The following is a 15613-nucleotide window of genomic DNA, read 5'->3' as shown; positions in this document are numbered from 1 at the left end:
GTCGGATCAGGCAGATCTGCCGCGTCCAGGCTGGTCGAGCCTAGACGACGCGCCGCGGCGTCGCGCGCCGTACGGCCGGGGTTGGCTCTTGCGAGGCCGGAGGGCCTCTGTCATAGTGCGCGCCCCGCGCCGCCGGCCCCCGCCGGCTTGCATTTTCGCCCGCCAACGGGGCAAGTTTTTTTCCAGCAAAAGAGGACGCTGCAAGACATGCCGACCGACGCCATTCAGTGCAAACCGCTCGAGGTCGCCGTGGGCGACAAGGGCATCGAGCGCGCCATCAAACACCTCAAGAGGAAGATGGCCGCCGAGGGGATCCTCCGCGAGCTGAAGCGGCGCCGGCACTACATGAAGCCGTCCGTGAAGCGGCGGAAGAAGGCGTCCGAGGCCGCTCGCCGGCGCCGGAAGCGGTCGAAGATGGACATGGTCGCCTAGCGCGACCGCCCCTCGCGCAAGGGCACCCCGCCAAGACGCAGAAGACGCGCGCGGACGCTTGAATCGAGCCTCCGCGGCGTGCTCTGCGTCTTGTCATTTTTGTCTCCCAGAGCCGCCTCGGCGGCGCGACGCGCCCCGGGTTGCGCGCGTCGGCGCCACGGCGGTGCTCGCGGCGCCCCCGCGCCAGAGGTCCCGATGCGCGCCGTCGTGCTCACGACGTCCTATCCGATCAGCGACGAGGATCCTTCGGGCCATTTCGTGCGCTCGTCGGCGCAGGCGCTCGCGCGCGGCGGCGCCGAGGTCCACGTGATCGCGGCCGGGGGCTCGGCCTTCGCCCCCCCCTCACGGGACGGCGATCTCGTCGTCCATCGGGCAGGCGGGGGCGCGCTGTTCGCGTGGCCGGGCGCCGTGGCGCGCGCGCGCGAGTCGCCGCTCCGGCTGCTCTCCGCGGGTCCATTCGCGGCCGCCGCGCTCCATCGGCTGCGCCGGCTCGGGCAGGTCGACCGCGCGGTGGCGCACTGGATCGTCCCGTGCGCGTGGCCGCTCCTGCTCGCCCTGCCGCGCGCGCCGCTCGAGGTGCACGCGCACGGCGCCGACGTGCGGCTCCTGCTCGGCGCGCCGCGCGCCGCGCGCGCGGCGGTGATGGGCGCGCTCCTCCGCCGCGACGCGCGCTTCGTCTTCGCCGCGCGCGCGCTGCGCGACGCCCTCGCGGCCGCGCTCGCTCCGGAACAGGCGCGCGCGCTCGCCTCCACCTCGCGCGTCGCGCCGCCCGCGATCGATCTGCCGCCCGTCGCCGAGCGCGCGGCCGCGCTCCGGAGCGAGCTCGTCCAGCGCCCCGGCGATCGCCTCGTCGTCGTGGCGTGCCGGCTGATCCCGACGAAGCGGGTCGAGCTCGCGATCGAGGCGGCGCGCGCGGCGGGCGCCGGGCTCCGGCTCATCATCGTCGGCGACGGCCCGGAGCGCGCCGCGCTCGCGCGCCTCGCGCGCGCGAACGCATCGCGCGCCGCGGAGAGCTCACGCGGCGCAGACGTCGCGGCGGTGCGCTTCACGGGCACGCTCCCGCGGAGCGAGGCGCTCGCGTGGATCGGCGCGGCCGACGTGCTGCTGCACCCGTCATCGCACGAGGCCGCCCCCACGGTGATCCGCGAGGCGCGCGCGCTCGGCGTGCCCGTCATCGCGTGCGACGCGGGCGACGTGGTCGCGTGGGCCAGGGACGACGACGGGATCCTCGTCGCGGAAGGCACCGCGGAGAGCCTCGCGGCCGCGCTCCGCGCCGTCCCGCCGCGCCGCCCAGAGCGCGCGCGCTGAACGACCGCGCGTTCGCGCTGGAAGCGGTGCGTTCTCGCTGGGCCGGCCACAGCGCGCGCCCGGCTCCGGACAGCGCCGGACGCCCCTTCCGGAGCGAGTCTTCGATCCGCGATGCGATGTCCTTGCAATTCCCAAGGCTTCGACTACGGTGCGCCTCGCTCCGCACCGAAACGAGGCGGCGGAGTGGCTCGGGGCGTAGCGCAGCCTGGTTAGCGCACTTGACTGGGGGTCAAGGGGTCGGTGGTTCGAATCCACTCGCCCCGACTGGTCCGGCGGAGAGGGTTCTCCGGCGGACCTTTCGGCTTTGTAGGGCTTCAGTTCTCGTCGACTGTGGACGCGCCGGGCAACGGCGGCGTGGCCCCGCCATAGCGTCCCGGTGTCGCTCACGTCACCGGGCCCCCGGGGCTCACGGCGTCATCCGGCGAGCGGGGGCGGTGAGACGGGCGTGACGGGCCGATCCGGCTCGCCGGCGAGTTCGTCCTCGATGGTGATCATCGCGGCCAGCACCACGTGATCGCTGAAGGGCAAGCCGACCACCTGCACGCCGACGGGCAGCCCCTCGCTCCTCGCGTCGACCTCGGCGGCCCGCTTCTCCAGCCGATCGCGCGGCCGTTCGCGGCGCGCCTCGCCGGCGCGCACGCGGGTCACGGGGACGACGCCGGCCGGGAACTGCGCGAGGTTCCAGAGCATGGCGGCGCTGCCCGCGAGGACGAAGTCGCGCGACGCGGTGTGCGGCAGCGCCGGCGTGGCGTACGGCGGGCAGAGCAGCAGGTCGAGCGACTCCGCGCGCATCGCCGACGCGATCGCGGCCCTCGCCTCGCGCAGCGCGTGCGTGACGCGCCAGAGCTCGGCGACGGACTTCGGCCCGGTGACCTCGAGGAGGCGCTGTAGACGCCGTTCGCCCGCGATCCCGGCGACGCGCGCGGCGGCGCGGCGCGCGAACGGCGGGAGCGACGCCATCGCGCGGAGCGAGCGGAGCGAGACGTCGACGTCGGCCGCGTCGCCCTGGAGGAGCGACATCGCCGTCGCGCCGCCGTCCGCCGAGAGCGCGGCGAAGTACCCGTAGACCGCGTCGGGGATGCCGGGCGGCGTGAACGGCACGACCGTGGCGCCGCGCGCGCGCAGCGCCGAGGCCGCCTTCACGACGGCGCGGGCGACGGCGGTCGAGGAAGGGACGAGCCCGTCGTCGCAGTAGAACCCGACGCGCAGCCGCGCCACCTCGACGCTCGCCGGCTCGGTGAACGGGAACGGCGGCACGCGCACGTCCAGCGCGGCCATGGTCGCGGGGTCGAGCTCGGACATGACGAGCGCGAGGTCGCGCGCGCTCCTCGCCATCGGGCCGACCTGCGAGCGGATCGCCTCCTGCCCGAGCAGCGCCGTGTTGCTCCCCAGGTTGGTCCAGCGATCGAGCGTGGGCTTCATGCCGGCGATCCCGCAGCAATGCGCGGGGACGCGGATGCTGCCCCCGATGTCCGTGCCGATGCCGAGCGGCGACATCCCCGCCGCGATGGCGGCGGCCTCGCCGCCGGACGAGCCGCCCGGGCTGTGATCGAGGCTCCACGGGTTCGCCGTCTGCCCGAAGAGCGGGTTGCGCGCCTCGCTGTACAGGAGCAGCTGCGAGACGTTCGTGCGCCCGAGGATCACGGCCCCGGCCCGGCGGAGCAGCGCGGTGACGCCAGCGTCGCCGGCCGCCCGGTGGTCCCTGCGGGACGCGACGCCGAGCGTCGAGGCCATGCCGGCCATGTCGAGCGACTCCTTCACGGTGATCGGCAGCCCGTGGAGCGGGCCGCGGATCTCCCCGCGACGGCGCTCGTCGTCGAGCCCGCGCGCGGCCGCGAGCGCCTCGTCGTGGAGCACCTGGGTGAAGGCGCGGAGGCGCGGATCGAGCGCCCCGATGCGCGCGAGGTGCGCCCGCGTGACCTCCTCCGAGCTGACCTCGCGCGCGGCCAGGAGCGAGGACAGCGCGGTCGCGGTGAGGCAGGTCGGATCGGTCGAGGCGCTCACGATGATTCGACGAGTATCACAGGTCCACGCGCTCGAAGGGTTGCTAGGCTCCGGGGCCCCGCGCCGTTCGCGGGGGAACCGCCGGAGCCATGCAGCCGCTGCCGATCGATCCGATCCTCCCCGATCTCTGCGCCGCCCTGCGCGCGCACCCGAGCGTGGTGCTCGAGGCGCCGCCCGGCGCCGGCAAGACGACGCGCGTGCCGCGCGCGCTGCTCGACGCCGGCTTCGCCGAGCGCGGCGAGATCCTGGTGCTCGAGCCGCGGCGGCTGGCCGCGCGCCTCTCCGCGCGCCGCGTCGCCGAAGAGCTCGGCGAGCGCGTGGGCGAGACCGTCGGCTACACCATGCGCTTCGAAGAGGCCGCCGGCCCGGCCACGCGGATCCGCTTCGTGACCGAGGGCGTGCTGACGCGGCGGCTCCTGGTCGATCGCGAGCTCCGGGGCGTCAGCGCCGTGGTGCTCGACGAGTTCCACGAGCGGCACCTCGCGGGCGACGTCGCGCTGGCGCTGCTCCGCCGGCTGCAGCGCGGCGCGCGGCCCGATCTCCGCCTCGTCGTGATGTCCGCGACCCTCGACGCCGGGCCGATCGCGGCGTTCCTCGGCGCGCGCGAGGCGCAGCCCACCTCCGCGGCCGAGGCCGCGCCGGCCGCCGAGGCCCCGCTCTGCGCGACGCTGCGCGCCGAGGGGCGGATGTTCGACGTCGCGATCGAGCACCTGGAGCCTGCCCGCGTGAGCGCGTCGACCCGCGCCGCGGGCGACCGCCGCGCTCCGGCGCACTGGGGCGACAGGACGCTCGAGAGCCTGGTCGCCTCGTCCGTGCGGCAGCTCCTCGACGAGGGGCTCGACGGCGACGTGCTGGTGTTCCTGCCGGGCTCCGCGGAGATCCGGCGCTCGATGGAGGCGTGCGCGCCCCTCGCGAAGAGCGCCGACCTCTTGCTCCTGCCGCTGCACGGGTCGCTGTCGCCGGCGGAGCAGGACCGCGCGGTGCGCCCCGCGGACCGGCGCAAGGTCATCCTCTCGACCAACGTGGCCGAGACCTCCGTGACGATCGACGGCGTCGTCGCGGTCGTCGACAGCGGCCTCGCGCGCGTGGCCGCGCACGCGCCCTGGTCGGGGCTGCCCACGCTCCGCGTCGCGCCGATCGCCCGCGCCTCCGCGGCGCAGCGCGCGGGGCGCGCCGGACGGACGCGGCCGGGCCGCTGCCTCCGCCTCTACACGCGCGGAGAGTTCGCCGCGCGGCCGGAGCACGACGCGCCCGAGATCCGGAGGCTCGATCTCGCGGAGACCGTGCTCGAGCTCTGCGCCGCGGGCGTCACGGATCTCGAGGGGTTCGGCTGGCTGGAGGCGCCGCCCGCCGCCGGGCTCGCCGCGGCCGAGGCGCTGCTCGTGCGGCTCGGCGCGCTCGACGAGGCGCGGCGCGTGACGCCGATCGGCCGGCGGATGCTGCGCTTCCCGGCGCACCCGCGACAAGCGCGGATGATCGTCGAGGCCGAGCGGCGCGGCGTCGCCGAGGACGGGTGCACCCTGGCGGCGCTCGCCGCCGAGCGCGACCTCGGCGCGCCGCAAGGCCCGCGGGGGGCGTACGCGCGGCACAGCTCCGATCTGCTCGCCGCGCTCCAGACCTTCGACGAGGCGGACCGCGCGCGGTTCGCGGCGGACCGCCTGCGCTGGCTCGGCGTCGACCCGGCGCGCGCGCTCGCGGTGGAGCGGACGCGCAAGCAGCTCGCGCGGCTCGCGGACCACCGGAGCGCGGCGCCGCCGGAGACCGCGGAGGCGCGCGAGATCGCGCAGCGCATCGCGATCCTCTCCGGCTACCCGGACCGGGTGGGGCGCCTCCGCCGCCCGGCCAACGCGTCGGGGCGGAGCGGGCGCGAGGTCGTGCTGGCCGCCGGCGGGACGGCCGCGCTCTCCGAGGCGAGCGTGATCGACGAGGTCGACCTCGTCGTCGCGGTCGACATCGAGGAGCGCAGCGAGGGGCGCTCGGCGCGCACCGTCGTCCGGTCGGCGAGCGCGATCGAGGCCGACTGGCTGCTCGACCTCTTCACCGACGCGATCCGGGACACGACCGAGGCGACCTGGAACGCCACCGCGGAGCGCGTCGAGGTCGTGCGTCGGCTCTCGTACGACGGCCTCGTGCTCGACGAGTCGCGGCCGGCCGCGAGCGCGGGCGGGCCGCTCGCCGAGGCGGCGGCGCGGGAGCTCGCCGCGCAGGCGAAGGCGAAGGGGTGGCGCGCGTTCGTGAAGGGCGACGCGCTCGATGGCTGGCTCCTCCGGGTCGCGTTCGTGCGCGCGCACTGCCCGGACGCCGGGCTGCCCGACGTGGGCGAGGACGCGGTGCTCGCCGCGCTCGAGGCGCTCTGCGAGGGCCGCAGGAGCTTCGCCGAGCTCCGCGACGCGGACCTCGCGGCCGCCGTGCACGCCTCGCTGCGCCCCGCGCAGGCGCGAGCGCTCGCCGAGCTCGCCCCCGAGTCGATCGTCCTGCCCGGCGGCCGCCGGGCGCGCCTCGAGTACGCGGCCGACGCGCCGCCGTCGCTCGCGTCCCGGCTGCAGGATTTCTTCGGCATGGCCGAGGGGCCGCGCGTCGCCGGCGGACGGGTGCCCGTCGTGCTGCACCTGTGCGCGCCGAACCAGCGCCCCGTGCAGGTCACGACGGACCTCTCGGGGTTCTGGGCGCGCCACTACCCCGCGATCGCCAAGGAGCTCCGGCGCCGCTACCCGAAGCACGCGTGGCCGGACGACCCCGCGCGCGCGGCGCCGCCGTCCCGCAAGGGATGAGTCAGCGCACGAGCGCCGCGGCCCTCGCCGTCTCGGCGGCCGTGCGGAGGAGCATCCGCACGATCCCCTCGCCGAGGGGCAGCGTGAACCCGACGTCGCTCTCGCGCTGCGCCACCTGCATCGGGGGGATCGAGCCGTAGCCGAAGCCCCACGACGAGAGCAGGCTCGCGATCCTGGCGATCTGCTCGAGGTTGCGGAGCGCGACGGCGCCGTTCGCCGCGCTCTGCGGGTCCGTGTACGTGAGCGCGCCGGCGAAGTTGACGCCGGGCGGCTGGAAGTTGCCGATGACGCGCACGTACTGGAGGCCCGCGAGGAACGGGAGCTGCCCCGCCGCCGACGCGACCGCGGGCTGGCTCGAGAGATCGCCGGCCAAGGCGAACGACGCGTTCTTCGTGCCGAGCAGCTCGACCATCCACGAGGGCACGGACCGCTTCAGCGCGCTGAAGCGGAGCCGATCGAGGGCCCGCCGCATGCCGGTCTCGTTGCCGGTGAGGATCGTGTGCGGCGTGAGCACGACGAAGCCCACGTTGCCGGCCGTGAAGAGATCGTTGTCCGCGTAGCGCGTCTTCACGAGCGGCGCGCCGATGACGGTGACCGACCTCGCGTCGGCGGAGCGGCGGATCGCGTCGACGTCGAAGTTGCCCTGCATCACGGCGCAGAAGTCCGCGCCCTGCATCGCGTAGAGCCCGCCGTAGATCTTCACGATGTCGCGCGACGGGACGAAGTTCGACTCTGGGCCCAGCGGGAGCAGGTTCGTGATGAGCTGGTTGACCTCGCCGCCCAGGCCGGAGGTGAACATCGCCGCCGCGTCGAGGTAGCCGAGCATCACCACGCCGCTCGGCAGGACCGCCAGGGGGTCGCGGTCGATCGCGGTCGCGTCGATCTTCTCGCCGCCGACCAGCGCGAGGCTGTCGTCCGCGCCCCCGCAGCCGGCGAGCGCCGGGGCGGCGGGCGCCGCGATCGCGAGCGCGAGCGCCGCGCGGCGCAGGGCGGCGGCGCCCCGGGATTGCAGCAGCGTCTGCTCCATCGTGTTCGTCATCAAGATCGCTCGTGCGGCGGGTCGGGGCGCTCCAGGGGGAAGGAGCCGATGATCTTCAGCATCTTGGTCTCGCGCTTCACGCCCTCGAGCGCCGCGACGAGCGCGCGATCGGTCGTGTGTCCGCTGACCTCGACGTAGAAGACGTAGTCCCAGCCCTCGCCGGGGACGGGGCGGGAGTGGACCCGCCGGAGGTTGCAGCTGCGCTCCTTGAAGTGCTGGAGGATGTCGTGGAGCGCGCCGGGCCGATCGTGGACGCTGAAGAGGATCGCCGTTGCGTCGTGGCCCGAGCGCGGCGAGGGGAGCCGCGACAGCACCGCGTAGCGGATCCGGAGCTCGCCCTCGTCGCCGACGTTCTCGCGGGCGACCCGGAGCTCCGGCGCCCCGCTGAAGCCGCGGGGCACGATGGCGGCGCTGCCCTCGTTCTCGGCCGCGAGCTCCCACGCGGCCTGCGGGCAGCGCACGTCGAGCACCAGCGCGCGCGGGTGCTGGAGCTCGAGGTAGTGCACGCAGGCCACGTGGTCCTGCGGCGAGGCGTATACCCGCTCGACGTCGGCGAGGTTGCCGGTCCGGTTCACGAGGTCGAGCGCCTGCACCAGCTGGCGCTCGCCGACCACCTTGAGGTCGGCGCCGCCGATCGCCTGGATCGTCGGGAAGATCGGCCCTTCCTTGAGCGACTCGTAGGGGACCACGGCGAAGTCCGCGCGCGAGCGCGCGACCTCCTCGATGGCGGCGGCGGGGCCGTCCGCGCGGACGAACTCGCCGCCGACCCCGAAGTGATCGTGCGCCGCGGTCCAGCCGAAGTCGCCCTCGGCGCCCAGGTACGCGACCCGGGGCGCGAGCTCGAACGCGCGCGAGGCCGCGTCGATGGCGACGAAGATCGGCCGCACCGCGCGCTGCGGGAACGGCGGCGTCACGGCGCGCTCGAGCGCCTGGATATGGGCGGCGTCTGCCGTGGGGGCGAACCGGGCCGTGCCCGTCCTCAGCTTGGCCAGCTCGTGCGCGATGCGCGCCCGGCGCTCGATGCTTCGTAGGATTTCTTGATCCAGCTCCGTGAGCTGCCGGCGGAGCTCCTCAAGTCGCTTTCTCTCATCCATCCCGGCCACCCTAGCACCGCCCCCGGCGCAGGTGGACTCGCAGCGCTCCGGGCGCAGGGCTGCGACGCCGCACCTCGCACGGCTGGCCACACGTCGCCTTGGATCGCCGGGGTCGCGTCAGGCCGCTGCGGAGGCGGACGACGCGCTGGAGTCGCTCTTGCTGCTGGTCGTCGACGAGGAGCTGCTCGACCCGGAGTCGGAGCTCGTCCCCGAGGACCCTGAGGAGCTACCCGAGCCGCTCTCCGACTTCGCGGGCGGCTTGTTCGAGCCCGAGGCGTACAGGTCGGAGTACCAGCCACCGCCCTTGAGAATGAAGCCCGTGCCGCGCGAGATCTGCCGCCGGGCCGTCGCGTTGTGGCACGACGGGCACTCCGAGAGCGGCGCCTCCTTGATCGACTGCTCGGCCTCCCATTCATGCGCGCAGGATGTGCAAGCGTACTCGTACGTGGGCATGGCGTTTCTACTCCTCGGAACAACGCGAGGGATATGGCTACGTTAGCCACCTGTCAAGGCGGCTGCCAAAGGCAACTGTTGCGATTCTGACGTCGGTCCGTCGCATTTCGGAGCGTCGATCCCGCTCCACGCTCCCGCGCGGTCAGACCGTAATGGCGCTCACATCCGTCGCGTCATCTACGTCGGTCCGCGTCATCGACATCCTCGACCGCCCTGGGCAAGACTCGGTCCTCAACGAGCGCGTGAGGAGGCGGGATCCGGCCTTGCCGCGCGGTGCCAGCCCACGTAGACCCCGGGGTAGAAGCCAGATGTGACGGTACGTGGCGTGCTGTGACGATACGTTTAAGCTCGCCCGTCCGGTCCCGGGGACGCCATGCGCATTCGGAAGCTCGAGATCAGCGGGTTCAAATCGTTCGTCGATCGGACGGTGGTCCATTTCGACACGGACGTGGTGGGCATCGTCGGTCCGAACGGCTGTGGCAAGTCGAACATCGTCGACGCGATCCGGTGGGCCATCGGCGAGCAGAGCGCGAAGCACCTGCGCGGCAAGTCGATGTCCGACGTCATCTTCAACGGCTCCGAGACCCGCGCCCAGCACGGGATGGCCGAGGTGACGCTCACCTTCGACAACAGCGAGCCGACGGCCGCGTCGCAGCTGCCGCTCGAGTACCGGGACTACGCCGAGATCGCGGTGACGCGCCGGCTCTTCCGCGACGGGACGAGCGAGTACCTCATCAACAAGACCCAGGTCCGGCTCAAGGACGTGACCGATCTCTTCCTCGGCACCGGCGTCGGCACGAAGGCCTACTCCATCGTCGAGCAGGGCAAGATCGGGCTCATCGTCTCCGCGCGCCCGGAGGACCGGCGGATGCTCATCGAGGAGGCCGCCGGCATCACGAAGTACAAGGCCAGGAAGAAGCAGGCCGAGCAGAAGATGGACCAGACGCGGCAGAACCTGCTCCGCGTGGGGGACATCGTCTCCGAGATCCAGCGGAACCTCGCGTCCCTGAAGCGCCAGGCCGCGAAGGCCGAGCGGTACGTGAACTACCGCAAGGAGCTGGAGGACCTCGTGCTCCACGAGGCGTCGCACAAGCTCCTCGAGATCACGGTGCTCACGCAGCGCGAGTCGATCGGCAGGGCCGAGCACGCCGAGCGCGAGCAGGCGTCCCGGACCGCGCTCGCCGCGCGCGAGGCCGAGATCGAGGTCACCCGGCTCGAGGCCCTCGCCTGCGAGGAGCGGGCCGAGCGCGCGCAGAACGAGGCGTTCGCGGCCGACAACCAGGTGCGCACCCACGAGGCGGAGATCGCGCGGGCGCGCGACCGCCTGCGGCACCTGGAAGAGCGGCTCGTCACCGCGGCCAAGGAGCAAGGAGATCTCGAGAAGACGGTCGCGGAGCTCAAGGCCGAGAAGGAGCAGCTCGAGGCGCAGCTCGCGGGCGTCGAGGAAGAGGAGGCGCGCGAGAGCGAGCTCGCGCTCGAGCAGCACGAGCGGCTCGAGGAGCTGCGGCACGGCGAGCGCACCGCCGAGCACGAGGTCGCCGCGCTCCGCCGGCGCGCCGCCGAGGCCACCGCGGCGGTCGCGGCCGCCGAGGCGTCGCTCGCCGGGTTCGACCGGCGCATGGCGGAGATGAGCCAGCGGCGGGCGAAGCTCGAGGACGAGCTCGGGCGGCTGATGTACGAGTCGGAGGAGCTCGAGCGGCGGCGCTCGTCGCTGACGCGGAACGTGGCGGAGCTCGCCGAGGGGAAGCGGCTCTCCGCGGAGGAACGAACGCGGCTCGACGCCGAGATGAAGGCGCTGCGGGAGCAGGCGGTCTCGAGCGACCGCGCCGTGGAGCACGCGAAGAACGAGCTCGGGCAGCGGCGCAACCGGCTCCGCGCGCTCGAGGAGCTGCACGCCCGGCTGGAGGGCGTCGGCGCGGGGGTGAAGAACCTCCTGAAGACGAAGGACCCGGCGCTGCTCGGGCTCGTGGCCGACCGGATCGAGGCGCCGGCCGAGCTGACCGCGGCGTTCGCGGGGCTGCTCGGCGACAGGCTGCAGTGCGCGGTCGTGAGCGACGTCGAGCGCGGGATCGCGCTGCTCGCGGACCTGTCGAAGAACAACCGCGGGCGGGCCAGCGTGATCGCGGCGCGTCCTCCGTTCGTGGCCGGCGCCGCGCGGCGGCCGCCGCGCGGCGAGGGGGTGCTGGGGCCGCTCGCGGATCGGCTCGTCTTCGCGCCCGAGGACGAGGCGCTGGCGCGCGCGCTCGTGGGGGACGCGGTGGTCGTCGCGAGCGCCGAGGTCGCGGCGCGGCTCGCGGCCGAGGGCGCGGGGTGCACGCTCGTGACGCTCGACGGCACCGTGATCCGCGAGGACGGGGTGGTGAGCGGCGGCTCGGGCGACGCGGTGGCGGCCGGGATGATCGAGCAGAAGCGGGAGATGCGCGCGCTGCACGAGTTCGTCGCGACAAAGTCGGAGGAGGTGACGGCGCTGCTCGACGCGCAGCAGAAGCTCCGCCTGCGGATCTCCGAGGTGGGGACGGCGCTCGAGCGCGCGCGGAGCGAGGCGCACGAGGGGGAGCTCGCGCTGGTGACGGCCGAGAAGGACCTCCGCCGCGCGGAGGAGCAGCTCGCCGCGGCGCAGAAGCGCGAGGGCGTGGTGCGCTCCGAGCTCGAGGACCTCGCCGACAACCTCGACGCCGGCGGGAGCGAGCAGCAGGCGGCGCGCGACAAGCTCGCGGCCGGGCGCGCGGCGCGCGAGGCGGCCGCGGCCGGCCTCGAGCACGCCGAGCAGGTGGCGGCCGAGTGGCGCGAGCGGGTGCTCGGGCAGCAGTCGGTCGTGACCGAGCGCAAGGTGAAGCTCGCGCGCGTGCGCGAGCGCGCGACGGCGGCGCGGGGCACGATCGAGCGGCTCACGCGGTCGTGCAGCGAGCTAGAGGGCCGGATCGCCCGGCTCGACCAGGAGCGGACGGAGAGCGCGATCGGCGCGGGCAAGGCCGCGGCGACGATCGTGATCGCGCGCGAGGCGCTGGTCCACGCCGTCGCCAAGGCGCACGCCGCGCAGGCCACGCTGACCGAGGCGCGGCGGGCGCTGGACGAGGCGCGGCAGGCGCACGCGGGGCGCGAGGCCGACCTGCGCGGGCTGCGCCAGGAGCTCGCCGACGTGTCGGAGCAGCTCCGCAAGCACGAGCTCGCGCTGGAGCGGCTGCGCGTCGAGCACAACCACCTCATCGAGGGGGTGCGCGAGCGCTTCCGCGGGCTGGAGCTCGCCCGCGTCGTCGGCGACTACCACAAGCGGCCGCCGGTAGACGCCTCGCACCGCGCGCGCATCCAGGAGCTGACGGAGCTGCTCGACCGCATGGGCCCCGTCAACCTCGACGCCGTGCGCGAGCACGCCGAGGCCGAGGAGCGGTACACGTACTACTCGAGCCAGAAGGCCGACCTCGAGAAGGCGCTCGACGACCTGGAGAAGGCGATCGCCCAGATGAACCGCGAGTCGAAGCGGCTCTTCAAGACGACGTACGACGGCATCAACGCGCGCTTCAAGGCGCTGTTCCCCAAGATGTTCCGCGGCGGCCAGGCGGAGCTCAGGCTGACGAACCCCGACGACATGCTGGAGACGGGCATCGAGATCCTGGCGCAGCCGCCGGGCAAGAAGCTCGGCAACATCGAGCTCATGAGCGGCGGCGAGAAGGCGCTCACCGCGGTGTCGCTCATCTTCGCGATCTTCCAGTTCAAGCCGTCGCCGTTCTGCATCCTCGACGAGGTCGACGCGCCGCTCGATGAGGCGAACGTGGCCCGCTACAACGAGGCGATCCGGAGCATGACGAGCCACTCGCAGTTCATCCTCATCACGCACATCAAGCGCACGATGCAGTCGGTCGACGTGCTGTACGGCGTCACGATGCAGGAGCCCGGCGTCTCGAAGCTCGTCAGCGTGCGGATCAACGAGACGGCGAAGCGGCCGGAGCGCGAGGCGGCGCCGGCGGCGGCGGTGGCGTGAGCGAGGGGCCTCACGCGGGCGGGCGGCTCCTCTCGCGCGGCGCCTCGGGGCTCCGGCACCTGCGGTGGGCCCGCGAGGTGCTGGCCACGCTGGAGGCCCACGTCGAGCACAACCCGGCGCTCGCCGATGCCGATCGCGAGGCGCTGCGCGGCGAGGCGCGCGCGCTCGGGGCCGCGGTGCAGGCCCTCAGCGGGGCCGTGAAGCCGTACCGCGACTTCCTCGAGCGGACGCGGGTGCGCTACCGCGGTCGCGTGCGCGTCGCGGAGCACCTGCTCCGGGGATCCGACGCGGGCGGCGCGGACGAGGCGGCGCGCGCCCGCCTCGAGGAGGCGCTGGCGGAGCTCGCCGCGATGGAGGAGGCGCAGCGGCGGCCGCTCAAGGAAGCGCTCTCGGCGGAGATCGATCGGCTGCGCGAGGCGATGGCGCGGATGGACGCGCGCCTCGCGGACCGGCTCTCCGCGGAGCTCGTCGAGAGCCTGTACCCGCCGCTCACGGACGGCGCGTCGAGGGTGACCGACGACGGGGATCCAGACGACGACGCGGCGGCGAGCGCTCGCTAGCGCCGCGCGACGGGTGAGGGCGCCGCCCGACCGGCGAGGGGCGCCGCGCGACGGGCGAGGGTGCCGCCCGACGGGTGAGGGCGCCGCGCGACGGGCGAGGGGCGCCGCGCGACGGGCGAGGGCGCCGCGCGACCGGCGAGGGGCGCCGCGCGAGGGCGAGCCGACCGCAGGGGCGGCAGCGGGCCAGCGGATCGCCGGGCGGACGGCGCGAAAGCGGCCGGCGGAACGGCAGATACCGGGGGGACGGAACGTCCTGCGTGCACGCCGGGATGGAGATGCGGTAAAGGGCCTGCGAAGGACACGGAGAGGACGTCGATGGGCAGCGCTGAGTCGGGCGCCTTCCTGCTCCTCCGCGGGCGCGCCGCGGCGAGCGAGCGATTCGAGGCGCTGATCCGACGCCATGTGCCGGACGTCTGCGTCGTCTCCGATCCCGAGCGCGCGCTCTCGCGGTGCCTGCGCGAGCCGCCGCTGGTGCTCGCCGTCGATGCCAGCGACCCGGCCGGCGCCGCGGCGTTCTGCGGCCGCGCGCGGGCGCAGCCCGGCGGCGACGCGGTGTTCCTCCTCGCGATCGCCGAGCGCGACACGGACCTCGACGGGCTCCTCGCGGCGGGCGCGAGCGATTTCCTGCTCGTGGGCGACGACGACACGGGCGCCCGGGCGCGGCTCGCCGTCGCCCGCGAGCGCGCCGCGCGCGACGCCGCCTCGCGCCAGGCGCTCGCGCAGACGCAGGCCCGCCTCGTCCTCGCCGGTCGCATGGCGAGCGTCGGCACGCTCGCCGCCGGGGTCGCCCACGAGATCAACAACCCCCTCGCCTTCGTCATCACGAACGTCGACGCGGCCCTCCGGCGCATCGGCGCGATGGAGCGGCGGAACGGCGCGCCGCGCAGCGGCCCGTGGGCTCGCTCCCACGGCGACGGCCGCGGGCCGTCGAGCGAGCTCTCCGAGGTGCTGAGCCTCCTCGAGGACGCCCGCGAGGGCGCAGAGCGGGTGCGGCTCATCGTGCGCGATCTCCACAGCTTCTCGCGCGCCGAAGAGGATCGCCGCGGGCCGGTCGACCCCAGGCGGGTGCTCGACTCCTGCGTCCACATGGCGATGAACGAGATCCGGCACCGCGCCCGCGTCGTCCGGAGCTTCCAGGAGGTGCCCCCCGTCGAGGCGAACGAGCCGCGGCTCGCGCAGGTCTTCCTGAACCTCATCGTGAACGCCGCGCAGGCCATCCCGGAGGGGCTCGCCGCGCAGAACGTGATCGAGCTCTCGACGCGCTGCGACGCCGTGGGGTGGGTCGTCGTCGAGGTGCGCGACACCGGCGCCGGGATCGCGCCCGAGTCGCTCGAGCGGATCTTCGAGCCGTTCTATACGAGCAAGGAAGAGGGCGAAGGGCTCGGCCTCGGGCTCGCGATCTGCCACGCCATCGTCGCGGCGCTGGGGGGTCGGATCGAGGTGGAGAGCCGCCCCGGCCAGGGGAGCACGTTCCGCGTCGTCCTCCCCGCCGCCACGTCCGCCGAGGCGCGGGCCGCGGCGGACGCCGTCTCCGGCGCGTCGAGCGGGCGGCGCGATGGCGGCGGGCTCGCCGGGGCCGCGCCGCAGGCGGCGCCGCGACAGCGGGTCCTCATCATCGACGACGAGCCGTTGCTCACGCGCGCCATCGCGGGGACGCTCGAGCCGCGGCACGAGACGACCGCGACCGCGAGCGCGCGCGACGCGCTCACCCGGATCCGCGCCGGGGAGCGCTACGACGCCATCCTGTGCGATCTCATGATGCCCGACATGACGGGGATGGACTTCTACGCGTCGCTCGCCGAGCACGCGCCCGAGCAGCAGCGCCGGGTCGTGTTCCTGACCGGCGGCGCCTTCACGGAGCGCAGCAAGTCGTTCCTGCAGCAGGTCAACGCCCGGCTGCTGCTGAAGCCGTTCGACGCGGCGACGCTGCTCTCGCTGGTCGACGAGGTCGTCGCCGCGCCCTGAGGCGCGCG

10 protein-coding genes and 1 tRNA gene are annotated in these 15613 nt (G+C 74.5%); 7 read left to right on the top strand and 4 right to left on the bottom strand.

Translation table 11 applies throughout. From position 1 onward, the window contains the following. Positions 1 to 207: 207 nt before the first annotated feature. The 3 genes from rpsU (at position 208) to WMF26_RS10925 (ending at position 2004) form a co-directional block, all read left to right on the top strand. Positions 208 to 432, top strand: a complete 225-nt coding sequence (rpsU, locus tag WMF26_RS10935) for a 30S ribosomal protein S21 (protein ID WP_012234386.1) — start codon at positions 208 to 210, stop codon at positions 430 to 432. 207 nt (positions 433 to 639) lie between these two features. Beyond that, positions 640 to 1740 (top strand): glycosyltransferase family 4 protein, encoded by a 1101-nt coding sequence (locus tag WMF26_RS10930; protein ID WP_438000263.1) that lies wholly within the window; start codon positions 640 to 642, stop codon positions 1738 to 1740. 189 nt (positions 1741 to 1929) lie between these two features. Beyond that, positions 1930 to 2004 (top strand) — tRNA-Pro (locus WMF26_RS10925). A gap of 150 nt (positions 2005 to 2154) precedes the next feature. Here the strand turns inward: WMF26_RS10925 and WMF26_RS10920 are convergent. After that, positions 2155 to 3744: an amidase gene (locus tag WMF26_RS10920; RefSeq protein ID WP_438000262.1), complete on the bottom strand. Its 1590-nt coding sequence runs from the start codon at positions 3742 to 3744 to the stop codon at positions 2155 to 2157. Positions 3745 to 3833: 89 nt separating this feature from the next. On the opposite strand from WMF26_RS10920, the gene hrpB reads away from it, so the two are divergent. Further along, complete coding sequence (gene hrpB, locus WMF26_RS10915; RefSeq protein WP_438000261.1) at positions 3834 to 6515, top strand: ATP-dependent helicase HrpB; 2682 nt, start codon at positions 3834 to 3836, stop codon at positions 6513 to 6515. A gap of 1 nt (position 6516) precedes the next feature. Here hrpB and WMF26_RS10910 read toward each other — a convergent pair whose 3' ends face one another. The 3 genes from WMF26_RS10910 to WMF26_RS10900 form a co-directional block, all read right to left on the bottom strand. Continuing rightward, positions 6517 to 7554, bottom strand: coding sequence for a hypothetical protein (locus WMF26_RS10910; protein ID WP_437939990.1), 1038 nt, complete (start codon positions 7552 to 7554; stop codon positions 6517 to 6519). After that, positions 7554 to 8648 (bottom strand): bifunctional chorismate mutase/prephenate dehydratase, encoded by a 1095-nt coding sequence (locus tag WMF26_RS10905; protein ID WP_438000260.1) that lies wholly within the window; start codon positions 8646 to 8648, stop codon positions 7554 to 7556. Before WMF26_RS10905 ends, WMF26_RS10910 begins: the two co-directional genes overlap by 1 nt. A gap of 117 nt (positions 8649 to 8765) precedes the next feature. After that, positions 8766 to 9101 (bottom strand): FmdB family zinc ribbon protein, encoded by a 336-nt coding sequence (locus WMF26_RS10900; protein ID WP_437337068.1) that lies wholly within the window; start codon positions 9099 to 9101, stop codon positions 8766 to 8768. A 373-nt stretch (positions 9102 to 9474) separates the two neighbouring features. Here WMF26_RS10900 and smc point away from each other — a divergent pair, with 373 nt between their 5' ends. The 3 genes from smc (at position 9475) to WMF26_RS10885 (ending at position 15605) form a co-directional block, all read left to right on the top strand. Next, a complete protein-coding gene (gene smc, locus WMF26_RS10895; protein ID WP_438000259.1) occupies positions 9475 to 13080 on the top strand; it encodes a chromosome segregation protein SMC in 3606 nt (1201 codons plus the stop codon). Continuing rightward, positions 13077 to 13640: a hypothetical protein gene (locus WMF26_RS10890; RefSeq protein ID WP_438000258.1), complete on the top strand. Its 564-nt coding sequence runs from the start codon at positions 13077 to 13079 to the stop codon at positions 13638 to 13640. Before smc ends, WMF26_RS10890 begins: the two co-directional genes overlap by 4 nt. Positions 13641 to 13955: 315 nt before the next feature. Then, the gene (locus tag WMF26_RS10885) at positions 13956 to 15605 is read left to right on the top strand and encodes a hybrid sensor histidine kinase/response regulator (protein WP_438000257.1); all 1650 of its coding nucleotides are present in this window, start codon (positions 13956 to 13958) and stop codon (positions 15603 to 15605) included. Positions 15606 to 15613: the final 8 nt, after the last annotated feature.

This window comes from Sorangium sp. So ce185 (assembly GCF_051526825.1).
GTDB classification, from domain to species: domain Bacteria; phylum Myxococcota_A; class Polyangia; order Polyangiales; family Polyangiaceae; genus Sorangium; species Sorangium cellulosum_D.
The sequence above is the reverse complement of the archived record's forward strand: the minus strand, read 5'-3'. Positions and strand labels throughout refer to the sequence as shown.